We start from the raw sequence: 19,483 nt of genomic DNA on the forward strand, positions 1-19,483 counted from the left end.
TATCTCGCGAGCGCGCCCGGCGTGACGGGTGCGACGCTGACCGTCGACGGCGGCGAGCACCTGGTGCCGCCCGCCGCCGGCCCGAATGAATGAACCGCGCGGGTGCGGCCTGAGCGCCGCCGCCCGCGCCGCTTTGCGTGCGCGCACGCCAATTTGACTGGGACGACCATGTTTTCCGCTCTCCTGCACCCCCGCCTCGCGGATTGCCGCAGGCTCTACCTGCGCGACTACGAGGTGCACATCAACATCGGGGCCTTCGAACACGAGAAGCGCGGCGAGCAACGCGTCGTCATCAACATCGACCTGTTCGTGCCGCTCGCGCTGTCCACCCCCGTCGACGACCGGCTGCACGAAGTCGTCGACTACGACCTGATGAAGCAGAGCGTCGCGCAGAGCCTGGCGCGCGGCCACATCCACCTGCAGGAAACGCTGTGCGATTCGATCGCCGCGCACCTGCTGGCGCACGATACCGTGCGCGCGGTACGTGTCCGTACCGAGAAACCGGACGCCTATCCGGACTGCGACGCCGTCGGCGTCGAAGTCTTTCGCATCAAGGACGAGGAGCGCCAATGAACGCCCCCCACATGAACGACACGACGGCCGACGCCGCCACGCTGGACGACGCCGCCGCGCCGACCGGCCGCCCCGCGCTGACACGCCGCGAGCAGAAGGAAGCGTACGAGAACAACAAGCTGTTCAAGCGGATCGTGCGCCAGGTCGGCCAGGCGATCGGCGACTACAACATGATCGAGCAGGGCGACAAGGTGATGGTGTGCCTGTCGGGCGGCAAGGACAGTTACGCGATGCTCGACGTGCTGCTGCGCCTGCGCGAACGCGCGCCGATCGACTTCGACATCGTCGCGGTGAACCTCGACCAGAAGCAGCCGGGCTTCCCCGAGCACGTGCTGCCCGAATACCTGAAGCAGGTCGGCGTGCCGTTCCACATCGAGAACCAGGACACCTACAGCATCGTCAAGCGGCTTGTGCCGGAAGGCAAGACGACGTGCTCGCTGTGCTCGCGGCTGCGCCGCGGCATCCTGTACCGCGTGGCCGGCGAGCTCGGCGCGACCAAGATCGCGCTCGGCCATCATCGCGACGACATCGTGCAGACGCTGCTGCTGAACATGTTCTACGGTGGCAAGCTGAAGGGAATGCCGCCGAAGCTGCAGTCGGACGACGGCAAGAACATCGTGATCCGCCCGCTCGCGTACGTGAAGGAAACCGATCTCGAGAAATACGCGGAGCTGCGCGAATTCCCGATCATCCCGTGCAACCTGTGCGGCAGCCAGCCGAACCTGAAGCGCGCGGAAATGAAGGCGCTGATCCGCGACTGGGACAAGCGCTTCCCGGGCCGCGTCGAGAACATGTTCAACGCGCTCGCGAAGGTCGTGCCGTCGCACCTGATGGACACGACGCTGTACCCGTTCCAGTCGCTGCGCGCCACCGGCGAAGCCGATCCGCAAGGCGACATCGCGTTCGACGAGGAACCGTGCGCATCGGGTGACGACTCAGCGGCGCCGGGCGCCGCCCGACCGATCTCGATCGTCCAGTTCGACGACCTGTAAGCAGGGACTGAACACCCGCCGAAACCGGGGCCGGCGGCCTCGTTTCGGCGTTGTCGCCCCGCCGCGACAGGCCCGGAGCGACAAGGGCCGCATGCTAAAATGGACGGCTTCGAACTCTGACCCACGCGCGCGCCATGAATATCGTGATTTTGGCGGCAGGCACCGGCAAGCGCATGCGTTCCGCGCTGCCGAAAGTGCTTCACCCGCTGGCCGGCAGGCCGCTCCTCTCCCACGTCATCGACACCGCGCGCACGCTGCAGCCATCCCGGCTCGTCGTCGTCGTCGGCCACGGCGCCGAGCAGGTTCAGGCTGCGGTCGCCGCACCCGACGTCCAGTTCGCGGTGCAGGCCGAGCAGCTCGGCACCGGCCACGCGGTGCGCCAGGCGCTGCCGCTCCTCGATCCCGCGCAACCGACGCTCGTGCTGTACGGCGACGTGCCGCTCACCCGTGCGTCGACGCTGCAGCGTCTCGTCGATGCCGCGCGCGACGGCCGCTACGGCATCCTCACCGTCACGCTCGACGACCCGACCGGCTACGGCCGCATCGTGCGCGACGCGGCCGGCTTCGTCACGCGCATCGTCGAGCAGAAGGATGCGTCGCCGGACGAGCTGAAGATCGCCGAGATCAACACCGGCATCATCGTCACGCCCACGGCGCAGCTGTCGATGTGGCTCGGCGCGCTGAAGAACGAAAACGCGCAGGGCGAGTACTACCTGACCGACGTCGTCGAACTCGCGATCGAGGCCGGCTTCGAGGTCGTCACGTCGCAGCCCGACGACGAATGGGAAACGCTCGGCGTGAACAGCAAGGCGCAGCTCGCGGAGCTCGAGCGCATTCACCAGCGCAACGTCGCCGACGCGCTGCTCGTCGACGGCGTCACGCTCGCCGATCCGGCGCGCGTCGACGTGCGCGGCACGCTGCGCTGCGGCCGCGACGTGTCGATCGACGTGAACTGCGTGTTCGAAGGCAACGTGACGCTCGCCGACAACGTGACGATCGGCGCGAACTGCGTGATCCGCAACGCGTCGGTCGGCGCCGGCACGCGCATCGACGCATTCACGCACATCGACGGCGCCGAACTCGGCGCGAACACCGTGATCGGCCCGTACGCGCGGCTGCGCCCCGGCGCGCAGCTCGCGGACGAAGCGCACGTCGGCAACTTCGTCGAGGTGAAGAACGCGGTGATCGGCCACGGCTCGAAGGCGAACCACCTCACGTACATCGGCGACGCCGACATCGGCGCGCGCGTGAACATCGGCGCGGGCACGATCACCTGCAACTACGACGGCGCGAACAAGTTCCGCACCGTGATCGAGGACGACGTGTTCGTCGGCTCCGACACGCAGCTCGTCGCGCCCGTGCGCGTCGGCCGCGGCGTGACGATCGCCGCCGGCACGACGATCTGGAAGGACGTGGCCGAGGGCGTCCTCGCGTTGAACGAGAAGACGCAGACCGCGAAGAGCGGCTACGTCCGCCCGGTCAAGAAGAAGAGCTGAACCTTTTGCGGGCGCCCACGCGGCGCCCGCTTCGACTGACAGGATTGACCATTCATGTGCGGCATTGTCGGCGCAGTTGCGCAGCGTAATATCGTTCCGGTGCTGATCGAAGGATTGCGGCGCCTCGAATACCGTGGCTACGACTCGTGCGGCGTCGCCGTGCTCGAGCCGGGCGCACCGAAGCGCGCGCGCAGCGTCGCGCGCGTTGCCGATCTCGACACGCAGGTGCGCGAGACGCACCTCGAAGGCACGACGGGCGTCGCGCACACGCGCTGGGCCACCCACGGCGCGCCCGTCACGCACAACGCGCACCCGATCTTCTCGTCGAACGCGCTCGCGCTCGTGCACAACGGCATCATCGAGAACTTCGAGCCGCTGCGCGACGCGCTGCGGGCCAAGGGCTACGAATTCGTGTCGCAGACCGACACCGAAGTGATCGCGCACCTCGTGCACAGCCTGTACCGCGGCAACCTGTTCGACGCGGTGCGCGAAGCCGTGCAGCAGCTGCACGGTGCATACGCGATCGCCGTGATCCACAAGGACCAGCCGCACACCGTCGTCGGCGCGCGCCAGGGTTCGCCGCTCGTCGTCGGTCACGGCGACGGCGAGAACTTCCTCGCGTCCGATGCGCTCGCGCTCGCGGGCAGCACCGACCGCTTCACGTTCCTCGAGGAAGGCGACGTGTGCGAGCTGTCGCTCGACGGCGTGACGATCGTCGATCGCCACGGCGCCACCGTGCAGCGCGAAATCCGCGTGGTCAGCGCATACGGCGGCGCGGTCGAGCTCGGCCCCTATCGCCACTTCATGCAGAAGGAAATCTTCGAGCAGCCGCGCGCGATCGGCGACACGGTGCCGCAGACGGAAGCCTTCGACGCGACGCTGTTCGGCGACGCCGCGCCCGCCGCGTTCGCGGACATCGACAGCCTGCTGATCCTCGCGTGCGGCACGAGCTACTACTCGGGCCTCACCGCGAAGTACTGGCTCGAATCGATCGCGAAGATCCCGACCCAGGTCGAGATCGCCAGCGAATACCGCTATCGCGAGTCGGTGCCGAACCCGCGCCAGCTCGTGCTGGTGATCTCGCAGTCGGGCGAGACGGCCGATACGCTGGCCGCGCTCAAGCATGCGCAGTCGCTCGGCCACACGCACACGCTCGCGGTCTGCAACGTCGCGACGAGCGCGATGGTGCGCCTGACCGAAATGCAGTTCCTGACGCACGCGGGCACCGAGATCGGCGTCGCGTCGACGAAGGCATTCACGACCCAGCTCGTCGCGCTGTTCGTGCTGGCCGCGACGCTCGGCAAGCTGCGCGGGCACGTCGATGCCGCGCAGGAAGCGCAATTCCTGAAGGAGCTGCGCCATCTGCCGGCCGCGCTGAACAGCGTGCTCGCGCTCGAGCCGCAGATCATCGCGTGGTCGGAGGAATTCGCGCGCAAGGAAAACGCGCTGTTCCTCGGCCGCGGGCTGCACTACCCGATCGCGCTCGAAGGCGCGTTGAAGCTGAAGGAAATCTCGTACATCCACGCCGAGGCCTATCCGGCCGGCGAACTGAAGCACGGGCCGCTCGCGCTCGTCACGGAAGCGATGCCGGTCGTCACGGTCGCGCCGAACGACACGCTGCTCGAGAAGCTGAAGTCGAACATGCAGGAAGTGCGTGCGCGCGGCGGCGAGCTCTACGTGTTCGCCGATGCCGACACGCAGATCGTCAACGACGACGGCCTGCACGTGATCCGGATGCCGGAGCACTACGGGCAACTGTCGCCGATCCTGCACGTCGTGCCGCTGCAACTGCTCGCGTATCACACCGCGTGTGCGCGCGGCACCGACGTCGACAAGCCGCGCAACCTCGCGAAATCGGTGACGGTGGAGTAATACGCGGCAACGGGAGGGCCCTCGCCGGGCCCTCCCGACCGCTTGCGGGTGCGAGGCAGGCCGTTTGGCCAGGTCGAAATATGTACCACGTAGTGGTATATAATCCTGTGCTAACTTGACCGGCTCGACATGTCTGCTTCCGTACGACGCGTCTTCAAGACGAAGTGGTTTCACAAGGCAGCCGGGAAAGCGGGAATCGCCGATGGCGAGCTCTGCCGCGCGGTGCGGGAACTGGCCCGCGGCCAGGGCGTCGATCTCGGCGGCAACGTCTGGAAAAAGCGCCTCGACGGCAATCGGCAGCGCGGGATCGTGCTGGGCAAGGTCGGGCACACGTGGGTGTTCGTGTTCCTGTTCGCGAAATGCGACCACGACAACATCGACGCATGCGAACTGCGCGCGTTCAGAAAGCTCGCCGCGGACGTAGGTCGACACACCGACAGCGACATCGCGACGCTGGTCGCACTGAAAGAGCTTGTGGAGATTTGCAATGGCTAAGAGTCGATTCAAGAGCGATGCGACGGAGGCGATCCACAGCGCCGCGTCCGGCCTGTATCGTGCGCAACTGATCGACAAGAAGACGATGCGGGAATACGACGATCTCTGCATCGAAGCCGCGCCGCAGTTCGATCCGGAAGCGATCGCCCGCATCCGCAAGTCGGTCAACGTCAGCCAGAGCGTGTTCGCGCTCTACCTGAACACGACGACGTCGACGATCCGCCAATGGGAACAGGGCGACAAGCGGCCGAGCGGCATCGCCGCGCGCATGCTCCAGATCGTCGAGAAACACGGGCTCGAGGTGTTCTCCTGAGCCGGCTTCCCCGAATGCCCCTGCACGGCCCCGACCGGACGCGCCGCAACGAATATGACGGAGAGACAATGGTAAGACTGTTTGGATGCGGATTGCTGGCGCTGACGTTCGCGTCGACGGGCTGGGCCGCCGAGCACTATGTCGAGGTCTGGAACCCGCCCGAGGCGCGGCAGCCGGCAGCCCGTACGCCGGATGCCCGTACGCCGACTGCCCATCCGGGCGCCGACGCGCGTACCGGCAAGAGCGCGGAGAAGCACGCGAGCGCCACGCCGAAAGCCGCCGCGAAACCGCCCAAGCGTCGCGTCGCGCAGGCCGTGAAAGCGGGCTCGCACCGCCCGACCGCCACCGCGACCGAAACCCGTGCCGCCCCGCGCCCCGTCGCGCAACCGGCGCCCGGGCGTCTCACGGTGATGCAGCCGGCCGCGCCGGACGCGACGCGCGCGCTCACCTTCTCCGACATCCCGCGTCAATACACGCCGGACGGCAACGTGCTGCAGGTCGGCACGCACGGCCGCTCGGCGGAGGTGACTCGATAATGGAAGCGCAGACCTACCACGGCTACCAGATCTGGGGCCACGCGATCCTGCAGCAGGACGAGATCATGCAGCCCGAGCGCTTCGCGGCGAGCGGCACGATCACGCAGAACAACCGGCTCGTCGAGGCGTCGGGCGTGCTCGGCGTGTTCGATACCGAAGACGACGCGCGCGATGCCGGGCTCGAATGGGCACGCGCGTGGATCGACAACCACAGCTGACCGAGCGCAGGCGCGTCGCGCACCGCAAATGAAAGAAGGGGCGTCCATGACGCCCCTTCTTTCATTCGAACCCGGAAACCCGGCAACACTCACGCAGCGGCGTGCGGCGGCCTCACCGTCTGCTGCGGCCGGCCGACGAGCCGTGTCAGCACGACGATCGCGACCAGCGTCGCGACGTACGCGGCGATCTGGATGCCCGCCGGCCGCGCGGTATAGCCGATCAGCGTATGCAGCGCCTTGCCGACGATGCTCGATTCCTTGAGCAGCCACGACGTGTCCCAGACCGCATCGCCCCACGACGGCACGAGGCCGGCCGCCAGCAGGAAGCCGACGCACTGGCTCGCCATGCCCGCGGCGAGCAGCACGATCAGCGCGTTGGTGACGGAGAACAGGCGCTTCAACGGAATCTGCAGCAGGCCCGCGTACATCGCGTAGCCGAGCCCCGCCCCGCCGAGCACGCCGAGCAGCCCGCCGACGAGCATCTGCGGCGTCTGGCCCGGATCGCCCGCCGCGATCCCGTACAGGAACAGCACGGCCTCGGAGCCTTCGCGCAACACCGCGACGCCGACCACGATCGCGAGCCCGGTCAGCGGCCGACTGCCGGCCGCGACCGCCCGGCCGACCTCGCCCATGTGCAGCGCCATTTCGCGGCCGTGCCGGCTCATCCAGATGCAATGCCACGCGAGCATCAGCGTCGCGACGAACATCACGCCCGCGTTGAAGACTTCCTGGCCCATGCCCGAAGCCCATTGCGAGATCACGTCGGCGAACGCCGCGATCAGGCCGGCGCCGACCACGCCGCCGACCAGCCCGCCGCCCACCCACCAGCCGCGCCGCGGCACGCCCTTCGTGGCGGCCATCACGATCGAGACCACCAGCGCGGCCTCGAGCACTTCACGAAAGACGATCAGGGCGGTAGACAGCATGTCGGTATCGGCTTACTTGACGGTCAGGTGCGTCTTCGACTGCGCTTCGTGATACTCGTCGTGGAACTCGTAGGTCCCCGCCTTCAGCGGCCCGACCAGGATCTCGACCGACTTGCCGGCCGGCACGACCTTCTCGGCCTTGAAGTCGTCGCTCTCGAATTCCGCGGGCGTCGCGTCGAGGTTCTTCACGACGAATTTCACCTTCTTGCCAGCGGGAATCGTCACGCCATCGGGCGAGAACTTGTGGTCCTTCAGCGTCAGGTTGACGATGTCGTCGGCAGCGAAGGCGGACGTTGCCGAGGCGCCCAGCAGGGCCAGTGCGAAACCGAGAGCGAAACGGGTCATGTGCGTAATGGTTTGAAATGGTTTGAAATATCGAAGGGAATCGATACTAAGATCGATTCGCATTTTCACCTCGGAGTACCCTTACTCCGCTCAGGGAGATCGTGGGCAGTCGATCCCGCACGCCCGTTGCCGCGCAAGGCTCCGCCGGATTTCGCCGATAATGGGCGGTCGTCAATCGGGAAAAATTCGGACTGACGCGCGCACGCGAATGACTATTCGTCAGACCTCAGCATTACAAATGACTGATGCGATGCACGTCGCCGCATGCGGCGCTTGACCTTCCCACCATGGCAAGCTTCATGCTGAATCTATTCGTCAACCATCAACCCGGGAGAACACGATGGAATTCGAAGTCCAGGACATGACCTGCGGCGGCTGCGCCAACGCCATCACGCGCGCGGTGACGGCCGCGGACCCCGCCGCGAAGCTCGACATCGACGTCGCGGCGAAGATCGTCAAGGTCGACTCGGCGCAAGGCGCCGAGCGCGTGCAGTCGATCATCGAGGCCGCCGGCTTCCATCCCGCGCTGCGCACCGCGTAACGCGCGCCGAAGGCCGCGGGCGCGGCGCCGCACGGCGACGCGCCCGCCCCGGTATCGCGTCAGCGCAGCCGGATCAGCGTCGACTTCAGTTCCGTGTACTTCTCGAGCGCATGCAGCGACTTGTCGCGACCGTTGCCCGACTGCTTGTAGCCGCCGAACGGGAAGTTCATGTCGCCGCCCTCGTCATAGCAGTTCACCCACACGGTGCCCGCACGCAGCCGGCGCGACACGTCGTGCGCGGTCGTCAGGTTCGACGTCCACACGGCCGCGGCCAGCCCGTATTCGGTGTCGTTCGCGATCCGCACGGCCTCGTCGACGTCGTCGAACACGATCACCGACAGCACGGGCCCGAAGATTTCCTCGCGCGCGATCTTCGCATCGGGCTTCACCTCGAACACCGTCGGCTCCACGTAGAAGCCGCCCGTTTCCGCGTTCACGCGCGCACCGCCCGTGACGAGCCGACCTTCGCCGCGCCCCGCTTCGATGTAACCCAGCACGCGCTCGAGCTGGATGCCGTCGACGATCGCACCCATCGATACCGACGGATCGAGCGGATTGCCCGGCACGTACGCGCGGGCGGCCGCGACGAGCTTCTCGATGAACGCGTCCTTGATGTCGCGATGCACGAGCAGCCGCGAGCCGGCCGTGCACATCTCGCCCATGTTGTAGAAGATCGCGCCGGCCGCCGTCTGCGCCGCGCGGTCGAGATCGGGGCAATCGGGCAGCACGATGTTCGGCGACTTGCCGCCGAGCTCGAGCCACGCGCGCTTCAGGTTCGACTGCGCCGCGTACTGCATGATCAGCTTGCCGACCGCCGTCGAGCCCGTGAACGCGATGCAGTCGACGTCGCGATGCAGCGCGAGCAGCTTGCCCGGTTCGCCCGCGCCCGGCACGACGTTGAACACGCCGGCCGGAATGCCGGCCTCGAACGCGAGCTGCGCGACGCGGATCGCGGTCAGCGGCGATTTCTCCGACGGCTTCAGCACGACGCTGTTGCCGGCCGCGAGCGCGGGGCCGAATTTCCATGCGGCCATCAGGATCGGGAAGTTCCACGGCACGACGGCGGCCACCACGCCGACCGGCTCGCGCGTGACGAGGCCGACGAGATGATGATCGGCCGGCGCGACCTCGCCGCCGACCTTGTCGATCGCTTCCGCAAACCATTCGACGCAGTACGCGGCGCCCGGCACGTCGACCGTCGTCGTGTCGCCGATCGGCTTGCCCGCGTCGAGCGTCTCGAGCAGCGACAGTTCGTCGAGATGCGCGCGCATCAGCGCGGCCCAGCGCAGCAGCACGGCCTTGCGCTCGCGCGGATTCAAGCCGGCCCACACACCCGCGTCGAATGCGCGGCGGGCCGCCGCGACGGCCGCGTTCACGTCCGCTTCGCCGCAGTCGGCGACCTTCGCCAGCACGCGGCCGTCGATCGGGCTCACGCAGTCGAACGTCTTGCCGCCGTGCGCGTCGCGCGACGCGCCGTCGATGAATGCGCGCCCTTCGATCTCGAGCGACGCCGCCTTGTGTTGCCAGTCAGCCAAAGTCAACTTGTTCATCAGGATGCCTCAATGTTGGGGCATTCGCGATGCGGCACGCCGTGCGGGTGGCACGCTGCCGGCCTGCAGCGAATGCGGTGACGCGCGGTCAGAAGGTCGCCGGCGAATTGGCCGAGACGACCTCGCAGATCAGTTCCGCGCTGGGATTGCGAAAACGATGCGGCAAACGGCTCTCGAAGTAGTAGCCGTCTCCGGGGTCGAGCAGCCACGTCGCACTATCGACGGTCAGCTCGAGCCGGCCCGACACGACGACACCGCCCTCGTGCCCCGCGTGCACCAGCATCTCGGGCCCCGTGTCGGCCAGCGGCTGATAGATCTCGCGCAGGATGCACATGTTGCGATCCTTCACGTTCGCACCGACCAGATGAAACGCGAGCGACTCGTTGCCGAGGTTCGGCATCTCGTCGCGACGCGACACGACCGCGCGCGATTCGACGAGCTCGAACGTGAAGAATTCCGCGAGACTCATCGGGATGCATTCGAGCAGCTTCTTCAGCGAGCCGACCGACGGGCTCACGCGGCCCTGTTCGATCAGCGAGATCGTGCCGTTGGTGACGCCGGCGCGCTTCGCGAGTTCGCGCTGCGACAGGCCATGCTTGTTGCGCACGAAACGCAGGCGCTCGGCGACTTCGGTGGACATCGATTCGGTTTCGGACACGATAAGTGCGATGACAAAGTGAAACGACGCGGTGGACTGCCGTTGAATATTCTAATCACTTTATGCCGCACATCAGCGGGGAAAACCCTGAAAGGCGTTCGAAATAATGGACACCGTGTCGATTATTCCTTTTATGAATCTTTTGTTTTCACGCTCGGGAAAGCCCTGATGCAGGACCTTAAAAAAACATTTGACGCCGTTATTGGCTCGTATATGCTGGCTCTCAGGTCAGCGTCATCAGGCTTTCACAGGCATCGAAAAGCGTTATCGCAACGCAACAATTCGATGCCCCGGAATGTAAATGATGCGGGGCCGGCACCTTGATTATTTTAAACGCCCAGCGCGTCGAAACGATCGGGTGTTCAATACTTTCAACAAACCAGTCGAGTGTAATCGTGAGAGTCCGTGGCCCTCTGGTGAGGTGGGATCGAGGCGATGTGCGAAGTTTGCGCAGCGCCGTTCCCGCTTCCGACGGCAGTTGCGGCTGGCATAGTCCTCGCCTGCTTCACCTGTCGATCTACACCATCCTGTCCCGTCGTTCCGTTCGGCGCCACAACGCCGTTTCCGCACGCGCATTCGTCGCCGTCGATACCGACGAAGTGGCGTCGCTGCTGCCGTAGCGCCTCTCCTTTCTTCACGTCGTTCGTTTTTTCTGTCGATTCGCCAACCGCATCGTCCGTGCGGTGACGGCACGCGTTCGCGCATGCATTGCCGCGTCGCGTATCGCAATGAAACGAACGACGGCCTGACCGTCGCGCGCAGCGCGGATCGCCACGCCATCCCGTTGCGCCCATTCACCAGCGGCCGTGCGCCTTGCGCCCGGCTGCGGGGTCGTGTCGCGCCTGCGTTTTGCCGCATCCGGCTCGGTGCACGTCACGTCCCTACGGATTACTGAAGACGTCATGGAAAGGAAACCTCTCGTCGGCATCACCGCCGACCTCACCCAGATCGGCGCGCACGCGTCGCATACGGTCGGCGACAAGTACGTCGCCGCGATCGTCGACGGCGCGCATGCGCTCGCGATGGTGCTGCCGGCCCTCGGCGAGCGCCAGTCGAGCGCCGACGTGCTCGACGCGGTCGACGGGCTGCTGTTTACCGGCAGCTACTCGAACGTCGAGCCGCATCTCTATGGCGGCGAACCGAGCGCACCGGGCACGAAGCACGACCCGGCGCGCGACGCGACGACGCTGCCGCTGCTGCGCGCGGCCATCGTCGCCGGCGTGCCCGTGCTCGCCGTGTGCCGCGGCTTCCAGGAGTTGAACGTCGTCTGCGGCGGCACGCTGCACCAGCGCGTGCATGAAGTGCCCGGCTTCGCCGATCACCGCGAGGACGACGACGCGCCGATGGACACGCAATACGGCCCCGCGCACGTCGTGCGCCTGACGCCCGGCGGCAAGCTGCATGCGCTCGCCGGCGGCCGCGACGAAGTGCACGTGAACTCGCTGCACAAGCAGGGCATCGCGCAGCTCGGCTCCGGCCTCGCCATCGAGGCGGTCGCGCCGGATGGGTTGATCGAGGCCGTGAGCGTCGTCGACGCACCGGCTTTCGCGCTGGCCGTGCAGTGGCATCCGGAATGGCGGCATGCGCAGGACCCGCTGTCGAGCGCGATCTTCCGCGCCTTCGGCGATGCCTGCCGCGCCCGCCGCGCCGCCCGCACGCGCGCCATGGCCGCCGCCGCGCTCGCCTGAGCGCGCCCACCAGACAACGAGAACAGACATGCAAGACATCGAAGACTTTCTGAAGCAGCACCGGATCACCGAGATCGAAGCGATCATTCCCGACATGGCCGGCATCGCGCGCGGCAAGATCACGCCGCGCAACAAGTTCACGTCCGGCGAATCGATGCGCCTGCCGCAAGCCGTGATGGTGCAGACCGTCACCGGCGACTATCCGGAAGACGGCTCGCTCACCGGCGTGACCGACCCCGACATGGTGTGTGTGCCCGACACGTCGACGATCCGCCTGATCCCGTGGGCCGTGGACCCGACCGCGCAGGTGATCCACGATTGCGTGCATTTCGACGGCTCGCCGGTCGAGATCTCGCCGCGCTACGTGCTGCGCCGCGTGCTCGACCTGTACAAGGCGAAGGGCTGGAAACCGGTCGTGGCGCCGGAGCTCGAGTTCTACCTGGTCGACATGAACAAGGACCCCGACCTGCCGCTGCGCCCGCCGGTCGGTCGCACGGGCCGCCCTGAAACGGGCCGCCAGTCGTATTCGATCGAGGCCGTCAACGAATTCGATCCGCTGTTCGAGGACATCTACGAGTACTGCGAAGCGCAGAACCTCGACATCGACACGCTGATCCACGAAGTCGGCGCCGCGCAGATGGAGATCAACTTCATGCACGGCGACGCGCTGTCGCTGGCCGACCAGGTGTTCCTGTTCAAGCGCACGGTGCGCGAGGCCGCGCTGCGTCACAACATGTACGCGACGTTCATGGCCAAGCCGATGGAAGACGAACCGGGCTCGGCGATGCACGTGCACCAGAGCATCGTCGACGAGGAAACGGGGCAGAACCTGTTCACGTCACCGGAGACCGGCGGCGCGACGTCGATGTTCTACAACTACCTCGCGGGGCTGCAGAAGTACACGCCGGCGCTGATGCCGATCTTCGCGCCGTACATCAATTCGTACCGCCGCCTGTCGCGCTTCATGGCCGCGCCGATCAACGTGCAGTGGGGCTACGACAACCGCACGGTGGGGTTCCGCATTCCGCATTCCGGCCCGGCCGCGCGCCGCATCGAAAACCGCATCCCCGGTGTCGACTGCAATCCGTACCTCGCGCTCGCGGCGACGCTGGCGGCCGGCTATCTCGGCATGACGCAGCGCCTGGAGCCGACTGAGCCGCTGGTGAGCGACGGCTACAGCCTGCCGTACCAGCTGCCGCGCAACCTCGAGGAAGGGCTGACGCTGATGGCCGCGTGCGAGCCGCTCGGCGAGATCCTCGGGCCCAAGTTCCTCAAGGCGTACTTCGCGCTGAAGGAAACCGAATACGAAGCGTTCTTCCGCGTGATCAGCTCGTGGGAACGCCGCCATCTGCTGCTGCACGTGTAAGCGTGCCAACCGCATACGGAATCACGGAGGAAACATGACTTACCGCAACGAATCTGCCTGGGTCCAGCCGGCCGCGCCGAGCGCCGCGGCCGCCGCGCCGCGCGCGACGCAGGCACGCACGACCGCCGAATACCGCGCGCTCGACGCCGCGCACCACATTCACCCGTTCTCCGACATGGGCGCGCTCAACCGCGCTGGCAGCCGCGTGATCGTGAAGGCCGACGGCGTCTATCTGTGGGACTCGGACGGCAACAAGGTGATCGACGGGATGGCCGGCCTGTGGTGCGTGAACGTCGGCTACGGCCGCAAGGAGCTCGCCGACGCCGCGTATCGCCAGATCCAGGAACTGCCGTTCTACAACACGTTCTTCAAGACCACGCATCCGCCGGTGATCGAGCTTTCCGCGATGCTCGCGGAAGTCACGCCCGCCGGCTTCAACCACTTCTTCTATTGCAACAGCGGCTCGGAAGGCAACGACACCGTGCTGCGTCTCGTGCATCAGTACTGGCGCGTGCAAGGCAAGCCGCAGAAGAAGGTCGTGATCTCGCGCAAGAACGGCTATCACGGCTCGACGATCGCGGGGGGCACGCTCGGCGGGATGGGCTACATGCACGAGCAGATGCCGTCGAAGGTCGAGCACATCGTGCACATCGATCAGCCGTATTTCTTCGGCGAAGCGGCAGCCGGCGAGACGCCCGAAGCATTCGGCCTCGCCCGCGCGCAGCAGCTCGAAGCGAAGATCCTCGAACTCGGCGCGGAGAACGTCGCGGCGTTCATCGGCGAGCCGTTCCAGGGCGCGGGCGGCGTGATCTTCCCGCCGTCGACGTACTGGCCGGAGATCCAGCGGATCTGCCGCAAGTACGACATCCTGCTGGTCGCCGACGAAGTGATCGGCGGCTTCGGCCGTACCGGCGAATGGTTCGCGCACCAGCACTTCGGCTTCGAGCCGGACCTGATCACGATGGCGAAGGGCCTGACGTCGGGCTACGTGCCGATGGGCGCGGTCGGCATTCATGAGCGCGTCGCGCGCCCGATCATCGACAACGGCGAATTCAATCACGGCCTCACGTACTCGGGTCACCCGGTGGCGGCGGCCGTCGCGGTCGCGAACCTGAAGCTGCTGCGCGACGAGGGGATCGTCGAGCGGGTGAAGACCGACACCGGCCCGTACTTCCAGGCGCTGATGCGCGAAACCTTCGCGCGTCATCCGATCGTCGGCGAAGTGCACGGCCACGGGATGGTCGCGAGCCTGCAACTCGCCGAAGCGCCGGCCGAACGCCGCCGCTTCGCGAACGGGGGCGACGTCGGCACGATCTGCCGCGACTTCTGCTTCAACGGCAACCTGATCATGCGCGCGACCGGCGACCGGATGCTGCTGTCGCCGCCGCTCGTGATCTCGCGCCAGGAAATCGATGAACTCGTGTCGAAGGCGAAGAAGGCCGTCGATGCCACCGCCCGGCAACTGGGCGTTTCGTAACGGTTTTGCCTACAGGCGTGCGGCGGGCGCCGCACGCCGCCATCACTCAAGGGAATTCCACCATGCGTGCCTGCATTCTTCGCCAAGCCTGTTCCGTCGCCGCCCTCGCCGCCGCGGCCGCGCTCACGTCGGTCGCCAGCCCGTCGGCGCATGCCGACGAGCTGAACGTCTACAACTGGTCCGACTACATCGCGCCGGACACGATCCCGAACTTCCAGAAGCAGACGGGTATTCACGTCAAGTACGACAACTACGACAGCGACGACACGCTCCAGGCGAAGCTGCTCGCCGGCAGTTCGGGCTACGACATCGTCGTGCCGACCTCGAACTACATGGCCAAGCAGATCCAGGCCGGCGTGTACCAGAAGCTCGACAAGTCGAAGATTCCGAACCTCGCGAACCTCGACCCGCTGCTGATGAAGATGATCTCGGATGCCGACCCGGGCAACCAGTACGGCGTGCCCTGGGCCTACGGCACCGACGGCATCGGCTACAACGCGCAGGCGGTGAAGAAGGCGCTCGGCGACAAGGCGCCGGTCGACAGCTGGGCGCTGGTGTTCGACCCGGCCAACATGGAGAAGCTGAAGAGCTGCGGCGTGTCGTTCCTCGACCAGGCCGTCGACGTGTTCGCCGCCACGCTGCAGTACATGGGCAAGGACCCGAACAGCAAGAACCCCGGCGACTACCAGGCTGCGTTCGAAGTCCTGAAGAAAGTCCGCCCGTACATCACCCAGTTCAACTCGTCCGGCTACATCAACGACCTCGCGAACAACGACGTGTGCGTCGTGCTCGGCTGGTCGGGCGACGTCGGCATCGCGCACCGTCGCTCGGCGGAAGCGAAGCGTTCGTACGACATCAAGTTCTCGAATCCGAAGGAAGGCGGCCTGCTGTGGTTCGACGTGATGGTGATCCCGAAGGATGCGCCGCATCCCGAGGCCGCGCTGAAGTGGATCAACTACATTTCCGATCCGAAGGTCAACGCGGCGATCACCAACACGGTGTTCTACCCGACCGCGAACAAGGCCGCGCATCAATTCGTCACGCCGGCCGTCGCGCAGGACCCGACCGTCTATCCGCCCGAAGACGTGCTGAAGAAGATGGTGCTGATGAAGCCGATGCCGGCCGACATCCTGCGCCTCGAGAACCGTCTGTGGGCCCAGTTGAAGACGGGCCACTGATCGCCATGCATCACGGCGGCGCAGGCATCGCGGTACGCCTGCCCGCCTGAAATTCGCGGACCTCCGTCCGCCCGCGCGTACCGCGCGCCCTGTTCCATCCGGCACGAGCCGTTGCTCGCGAGTCGCGTTGCGCGCCTCGCGCGGGGACGCTCACGCCTGCAATCCGTGAAGAACGAATGGTGACTCCCATGCAATCGATACCCTCTTCCGCTGCTGCACGCCAGACCCAACCGGCCGCCGCGCCCCGTATGCAAAACGACGCATTCGTGCGCATCGAAAACGTCGTGAAGAAATTCGGCGACAGCACGGCCGTCGACAACGTGAACCTGACGATCGCGAAGAACGAGCTGTTCGCGCTGCTCGGCAGCTCGGGCTGCGGCAAGTCCACGCTGCTGCGCATGCTCGCCGGGCTGGAAACGGCCACCTCCGGCAAGATCTTCGTCGACGGCGAGGACCTCGCGTCGCTGCCGCCGTACCGCCGCCCGGTCAACATGATGTTCCAGTCGTACGCGCTGTTCCCGCACATGACGGTCGAATCGAACGTCGCGTTCGGCCTGAAACAGGAAGGCACGCCGAAAAACGAGATCAAGGAGCGCGTGGCCGACGCGCTCGCGCTCGTGCAGATGAGCAAGTATGCGAAGCGCAAGCCGCATCAGCTGTCCGGCGGCCAGCAGCAGCGCGTCGCGCTGGCCCGCTCGCTGGTGAAGCGCCCGAAGCTGCTGCTGCTCGACGAGCCGATGTCCGCGCTCGACAAGAAGATTCGCCAGAAGACCCAGCTCGAACTCGTGAACATCATCGAGAAGGTCGACGTGACCTGCGTGATGGTCACGCACGACCAGGAAGAGGCGATGACGATGGCGAGCCGCCTCGCGGTGATGAGCGAGGGCAAGATCGTGCAGATCGGCTCGCCCGGCGAAGTCTACGAATACCCGAACAGCCGCTTCTCCGCCGAATTCATCGGCTCGACCAACCTGTTCGAGGGGCGCGTGGTCGAGGACGAGCCCGATCACATCTTCGTCGAAAGCGACGACCTCGAAACGCGCATGTACGTGAGCCACGGCGTGACCGGCCCGCTCGGGATGCCGGTCGGCATCTCGGTGCGCCCGGAGCGCATCCACGTATCGCGCGAGAAGCCGGGCTCGAAGCACAACTGGGCGCGCGGCGTCGTCACCGACATCGCGTACATGGGCAGCTATTCGCTGTACCACGTGCGCCTGCCGAGCGGCAAGACGGTGGTGTCGAACCTGTCGAGCTCGCACCTGATGAACGACGGCGCGCCGGCGTGGAACGACGACGTGTTCGTGTCGTGGTCGCCGGCCAGCGGCGTCGTGCTGACGCAGTGAGGACGCCACGATGAGAACCTCCGCTTCCACCCCTTCCGCGCCGGTGTCGACCGGCGCCGCGCGCACCGGCGCGGGTCATGCCCGCCGCGGCCGCTTCGCCGCGCTGTCGCGCTTCCTGCCGTCGGGCCGCGGCGTCGCGATCGGCGTGCCGTTCCTGTGGCTGGCCGTGTTCTTCGCGCTGCCGTTCGTGCTGGTGCTGAAGATCAGCTTCGCCGACCAGGTCATGGGCATCCCGCCGTACACGTCGCTCGTCGAAATCAAGGACGGCGTCGTGCACTTCGCGCTGCAGATGTCGCACTACGCGTTCCTGCTGCAGGACGACCTGTACATCGCGACCTATCTCAGCTCGCTGAAGATGGCCGCCGTGTCGACGGTGCTGTGTTTGCTGATCGGCTATCCGATGGCGTACTACATCGCGCGCTCGGAGCCGAACCGCCGCAACGTGCTGATGATGGCCGTGATGCTGCCGTTCTGGACCTCGTTCCTGATCCGCGTGTACGCATGGATCGGCATCCTGAAGGACGACGGCCTGCTGAACCACACGCTGATCGCGCTCGGCATCATCCACACGCCGCTGCGGCTCTACCACAGCGATGCGGGCGTCTATATCGGCATGGTCTATTCGTACCTGCCGTTCATGGTGATGCCGCTCTATGCGCACCTCGTGAAGATGGACCTGACGCTGCTCGAAGCCGCGTACGACCTCGGCGCGAAACCGTGGGTCGCGTTCACGCGCATCACGCTGCCGCTGTCGAAGAACGGGATCATCGCCGGCAGCCTGCTGGTGTTCATCCCGGCGGTGGGCGAGTACGTGATTCCGGAGCTGCTCGGCGGCGCCGACACGCTGATGATCGGCCGCGTGATGTGGGATGAATTCTTCAACAACATGGACTGGCCGATGGCGTCCGCGGTGACGGTCGCGATGGTGCTGCTGTTGCTGGTGCCGATGGCGCTGTTCCAGTACTACCAGGTCAAGGAACTGGGAGACGCGAAATGATCAAGCCGAGCAAACCGCTGTCGACGGGCGTTCTCGCCTTCGGCTTCCTGTTCCTGTACATCCCGATCATCAGCCTCGTCGTGTACTCGTTCAACGAGTCGAAGCTGGTCACGGTGTGGTCGGGCTTCTCGCTGAAGTGGTACGCGGCGCTGCTGGACGACGACGAGCTGCTGACCGCCGCGTGGCTGTCGCTGAAGATCGGCCTGCTGACGGCCACCGCATCGGTCGTGATCGGCACGTGGGCCGGCTTCGTGCTCGCGCGCTTCGGCCGCTTCAGGGGCTTCACGCTGTACACGGGGATGATCAACGCGCCGCTGGTGATTCCGGAGGTGATCCAAGGGATCTCGCTGCTGTTGCTGTTCGTCGCGCTCGAGCAGATGTTCGGCTGGCCGAAGGGCCGCGGGATGCTGACGATCTGGATCGGCCACGTGATGCTGTGCGTGTCATACGTGGCGATCATCGTGCAGTCGCGCGTGAAGGAGATGAACAAGTCGCTCGAGGAAGCCGCGCTCGACCTCGGCGCCACGCCGCTGAAGGTGTTCTTCGTGGTCACGCTGCCGCTGATCTCGCAGGCGCTGCTGTCGGGGTGGCTGCTGTCGTTCACGCTGTCGATCGACGATCTGGTGCTGTCGGCGTTCCTGTCCGGGCCGGGGTCGACGACGCTGCCGCTGGTGGTGTTCTCGCGCGTGCGGCTGGGGCTGAACCCGGAGATGAATGCACTGGCGACGCTGTTCATCACCGCCGTGACGATCGGCGTGATCGTCGTGAACCGGATGATGATCGCGCGCGAGCGTCGCCGGATGGCCGACTTGAAGGCCGCGTTCGCGGCGGCTTGACAGCTCGTCTCCCGCTTCGAGGATAACAAGCACTGCATGCAAGCAACACGCGCTGCCCCAGGGGGGGGCGCGCGATTCGATCC

Annotated in this window: 21 protein-coding genes and 1 pseudogene; 18 read left to right on the forward strand and 4 right to left on the reverse strand. The window is 66.2% G+C overall.

Annotation, left to right across the window (positions count from 1 at the left end; all coding sequences use genetic code 11):
* From JMF86_RS14885 to JMF86_RS14925, 9 genes and pseudogenes are all read left to right on the forward strand, one after another.
* Positions 1-93, forward strand: a pseudogene (locus JMF86_RS14885) (short-chain dehydrogenase); the annotation flags it as partial.
* Positions 94-168: 75 nt separating this feature from the next.
* Complete coding sequence (locus JMF86_RS14890) at positions 169-573, forward strand: dihydroneopterin aldolase (protein ID WP_011546380.1); 405 nt, start codon at positions 169-171, stop codon at positions 571-573.
* The gene (gene ttcA / locus JMF86_RS14895; RefSeq protein WP_054928122.1) at positions 570-1,565 is read left to right on the forward strand and encodes a tRNA 2-thiocytidine(32) synthetase TtcA; all 996 of its coding nucleotides are present in this window, start codon (positions 570-572) and stop codon (positions 1,563-1,565) included. Before JMF86_RS14890 ends, ttcA begins: the two co-directional genes overlap by 4 nt.
* Positions 1,566-1,699: 134 nt before the next feature.
* Positions 1,700-3,061, forward strand: coding sequence for a bifunctional UDP-N-acetylglucosamine diphosphorylase/glucosamine-1-phosphate N-acetyltransferase GlmU (gene glmU / locus JMF86_RS14900; protein WP_054928123.1), 1,362 nt, complete (start codon positions 1,700-1,702; stop codon positions 3,059-3,061).
* A 54-nt stretch (positions 3,062-3,115) separates the two neighbouring features.
* A complete protein-coding gene (gene glmS / locus JMF86_RS14905) occupies positions 3,116-4,933 on the forward strand; it encodes a glutamine--fructose-6-phosphate transaminase (isomerizing) (protein ID WP_012329366.1) in 1,818 nt (605 codons plus the stop codon).
* Positions 4,934-5,062: 129 nt separating this feature from the next.
* Positions 5,063-5,428, forward strand: a complete 366-nt coding sequence (locus JMF86_RS14910) for a type II toxin-antitoxin system RelE/ParE family toxin (protein WP_054928124.1) — start codon at positions 5,063-5,065, stop codon at positions 5,426-5,428.
* Complete coding sequence (locus JMF86_RS14915) at positions 5,421-5,741, forward strand: DNA-binding transcriptional regulator (protein WP_006477596.1); 321 nt, start codon at positions 5,421-5,423, stop codon at positions 5,739-5,741. The genes JMF86_RS14910 and JMF86_RS14915 overlap by 8 nt, the downstream gene beginning before the upstream one ends.
* A 68-nt stretch (positions 5,742-5,809) precedes the next feature.
* Positions 5,810-6,277 carry a hypothetical protein gene (locus JMF86_RS14920; RefSeq protein WP_054928125.1) on the forward strand — a complete coding sequence of 156 codons (468 nt, stop codon included), beginning with the start codon at positions 5,810-5,812 and terminating at the stop codon, positions 6,275-6,277.
* Positions 6,277-6,495, forward strand: a complete 219-nt coding sequence (locus tag JMF86_RS14925) for a hypothetical protein (protein WP_006477594.1) — start codon at positions 6,277-6,279, stop codon at positions 6,493-6,495. Before JMF86_RS14920 ends, JMF86_RS14925 begins: the two co-directional genes overlap by 1 nt.
* An 89-nt stretch (positions 6,496-6,584) precedes the next feature.
* Here the strand turns inward: JMF86_RS14925 and JMF86_RS14930 are convergent, their stop codons facing one another.
* A complete protein-coding gene (locus tag JMF86_RS14930; protein ID WP_054928126.1) occupies positions 6,585-7,421 on the reverse strand; it encodes an FTR1 family protein in 837 nt (278 codons plus the stop codon).
* A 12-nt stretch (positions 7,422-7,433) separates the two neighbouring features.
* Positions 7,434-7,766 carry a cupredoxin domain-containing protein gene (locus tag JMF86_RS14935; RefSeq protein WP_054928127.1) on the reverse strand — a complete coding sequence of 111 codons (333 nt, stop codon included), beginning with the start codon at positions 7,764-7,766 and terminating at the stop codon, positions 7,434-7,436.
* A gap of 340 nt (positions 7,767-8,106) precedes the next feature.
* On the opposite strand from JMF86_RS14935, the gene JMF86_RS14940 reads away from it, so the two are divergent.
* A complete protein-coding gene (locus JMF86_RS14940) occupies positions 8,107-8,307 on the forward strand; it encodes a heavy-metal-associated domain-containing protein (protein ID WP_006477591.1) in 201 nt (66 codons plus the stop codon).
* A gap of 59 nt (positions 8,308-8,366) precedes the next feature.
* Here JMF86_RS14940 and JMF86_RS14945 read toward each other — a convergent pair whose 3' ends face one another.
* Positions 8,367-9,857, reverse strand: a complete 1,491-nt coding sequence (locus JMF86_RS14945) for an aldehyde dehydrogenase (protein ID WP_011546389.1) — start codon at positions 9,855-9,857, stop codon at positions 8,367-8,369.
* Between the two features lie 88 nt (positions 9,858-9,945).
* Complete coding sequence (locus JMF86_RS14950) at positions 9,946-10,497, reverse strand: cupin domain-containing protein (RefSeq protein WP_011546390.1); 552 nt, start codon at positions 10,495-10,497, stop codon at positions 9,946-9,948.
* A gap of 455 nt (positions 10,498-10,952) precedes the next feature.
* Here JMF86_RS14950 and JMF86_RS35060 point away from each other — a divergent pair, with 455 nt between their 5' ends.
* The 8 genes from JMF86_RS35060 to JMF86_RS14985 all read left to right on the forward strand — a co-directional run bounded on the left by JMF86_RS35060 (position 10,953) and on the right by JMF86_RS14985 (position 19,400).
* Positions 10,953-11,135, forward strand: coding sequence for a hypothetical protein (locus JMF86_RS35060; protein ID WP_006488040.1), 183 nt, complete (start codon positions 10,953-10,955; stop codon positions 11,133-11,135).
* 282 nt (positions 11,136-11,417) lie between these two features.
* Positions 11,418-12,203, forward strand: a complete 786-nt coding sequence (locus JMF86_RS14955) for a gamma-glutamyl-gamma-aminobutyrate hydrolase family protein (protein ID WP_054928128.1) — start codon at positions 11,418-11,420, stop codon at positions 12,201-12,203.
* Positions 12,204-12,231: 28 nt separating this feature from the next.
* Positions 12,232-13,569: a glutamine synthetase family protein gene (locus JMF86_RS14960; protein ID WP_012329373.1), complete on the forward strand. Its 1,338-nt coding sequence runs from the start codon at positions 12,232-12,234 to the stop codon at positions 13,567-13,569.
* A gap of 34 nt (positions 13,570-13,603) precedes the next feature.
* The gene (locus JMF86_RS14965; RefSeq protein ID WP_054928129.1) at positions 13,604-15,046 is read left to right on the forward strand and encodes an aspartate aminotransferase family protein; all 1,443 of its coding nucleotides are present in this window, start codon (positions 13,604-13,606) and stop codon (positions 15,044-15,046) included.
* A gap of 62 nt (positions 15,047-15,108) precedes the next feature.
* A complete protein-coding gene (locus JMF86_RS14970) occupies positions 15,109-16,224 on the forward strand; it encodes a polyamine ABC transporter substrate-binding protein (RefSeq protein WP_006477585.1) in 1,116 nt (371 codons plus the stop codon).
* Positions 16,225-16,412: 188 nt separating this feature from the next.
* On the forward strand, positions 16,413-17,567 hold the full coding sequence (locus JMF86_RS14975; protein WP_054928130.1) for an ABC transporter ATP-binding protein: 1,155 nt from the start codon (positions 16,413-16,415) through the stop codon (positions 17,565-17,567).
* Between the two features lie 10 nt (positions 17,568-17,577).
* Positions 17,578-18,564, forward strand: a complete 987-nt coding sequence (locus JMF86_RS14980; protein WP_054928131.1) for an ABC transporter permease subunit — start codon at positions 17,578-17,580, stop codon at positions 18,562-18,564.
* Positions 18,561-19,400 (forward strand): ABC transporter permease subunit, encoded by an 840-nt coding sequence (locus tag JMF86_RS14985; RefSeq protein ID WP_054928132.1) that lies wholly within the window; start codon positions 18,561-18,563, stop codon positions 19,398-19,400. The genes JMF86_RS14980 and JMF86_RS14985 overlap by 4 nt, the downstream gene beginning before the upstream one ends.
* Positions 19,401-19,483: the final 83 nt, after the last annotated feature.

Source organism: Burkholderia sp. E168m15 (assembly GCF_016586105.1).
GTDB classification, from domain to species: domain Bacteria; phylum Pseudomonadota; class Gammaproteobacteria; order Burkholderiales; family Burkholderiaceae; genus Burkholderia; species Burkholderia orbicola.

What these genes read in the sequence shown, in the direction of transcription:
- JMF86_RS14890 (WP_011546380.1), top strand. Translation starts at nt 169, where the DNA reads ATGTTTTCCGCTCTCCTGCACCCCCGCCTCGCGGATTGCCGCAGGCTC.
- ttcA (WP_054928122.1), top strand. Translation starts at nt 570, where the DNA reads ATGAACGCCCCCCACATGAACGACACGACGGCCGACGCCGCCACGCTG.
- glmU (WP_054928123.1), top strand. Translation starts at nt 1,700, where the DNA reads ATGAATATCGTGATTTTGGCGGCAGGCACCGGCAAGCGCATGCGTTCC.
- glmS (WP_012329366.1), top strand. Translation starts at nt 3,116, where the DNA reads ATGTGCGGCATTGTCGGCGCAGTTGCGCAGCGTAATATCGTTCCGGTG.
- JMF86_RS14910 (WP_054928124.1), top strand. Translation starts at nt 5,063, where the DNA reads ATGTCTGCTTCCGTACGACGCGTCTTCAAGACGAAGTGGTTTCACAAG.
- JMF86_RS14915 (WP_006477596.1), top strand. Translation starts at nt 5,421, where the DNA reads ATGGCTAAGAGTCGATTCAAGAGCGATGCGACGGAGGCGATCCACAGC.
- JMF86_RS14920 (WP_054928125.1), top strand. Translation starts at nt 5,810, where the DNA reads ATGGTAAGACTGTTTGGATGCGGATTGCTGGCGCTGACGTTCGCGTCG.
- JMF86_RS14925 (WP_006477594.1), top strand. Translation starts at nt 6,277, where the DNA reads ATGGAAGCGCAGACCTACCACGGCTACCAGATCTGGGGCCACGCGATC.
- JMF86_RS14930 (WP_054928126.1), bottom strand. Translation starts at nt 7,421, where the DNA reads ATGCTGTCTACCGCCCTGATCGTCTTTCGTGAAGTGCTCGAGGCCGCG.
- JMF86_RS14935 (WP_054928127.1), bottom strand. Translation starts at nt 7,766, where the DNA reads ATGACCCGTTTCGCTCTCGGTTTCGCACTGGCCCTGCTGGGCGCCTCG.
- JMF86_RS14940 (WP_006477591.1), top strand. Translation starts at nt 8,107, where the DNA reads ATGGAATTCGAAGTCCAGGACATGACCTGCGGCGGCTGCGCCAACGCC.
- JMF86_RS14945 (WP_011546389.1), bottom strand. Translation starts at nt 9,857, where the DNA reads ATGAACAAGTTGACTTTGGCTGACTGGCAACACAAGGCGGCGTCGCTC.
- JMF86_RS14950 (WP_011546390.1), bottom strand. Translation starts at nt 10,497, where the DNA reads ATGTCCACCGAAGTCGCCGAGCGCCTGCGTTTCGTGCGCAACAAGCAT.
- JMF86_RS14955 (WP_054928128.1), top strand. Translation starts at nt 11,418, where the DNA reads ATGGAAAGGAAACCTCTCGTCGGCATCACCGCCGACCTCACCCAGATC.
- JMF86_RS14960 (WP_012329373.1), top strand. Translation starts at nt 12,232, where the DNA reads ATGCAAGACATCGAAGACTTTCTGAAGCAGCACCGGATCACCGAGATC.
- JMF86_RS14965 (WP_054928129.1), top strand. Translation starts at nt 13,604, where the DNA reads ATGACTTACCGCAACGAATCTGCCTGGGTCCAGCCGGCCGCGCCGAGC.
- JMF86_RS14970 (WP_006477585.1), top strand. Translation starts at nt 15,109, where the DNA reads ATGCGTGCCTGCATTCTTCGCCAAGCCTGTTCCGTCGCCGCCCTCGCC.
- JMF86_RS14975 (WP_054928130.1), top strand. Translation starts at nt 16,413, where the DNA reads ATGCAATCGATACCCTCTTCCGCTGCTGCACGCCAGACCCAACCGGCC.
- JMF86_RS14980 (WP_054928131.1), top strand. Translation starts at nt 17,578, where the DNA reads ATGAGAACCTCCGCTTCCACCCCTTCCGCGCCGGTGTCGACCGGCGCC.
- JMF86_RS14985 (WP_054928132.1), top strand. Translation starts at nt 18,561, where the DNA reads ATGATCAAGCCGAGCAAACCGCTGTCGACGGGCGTTCTCGCCTTCGGC.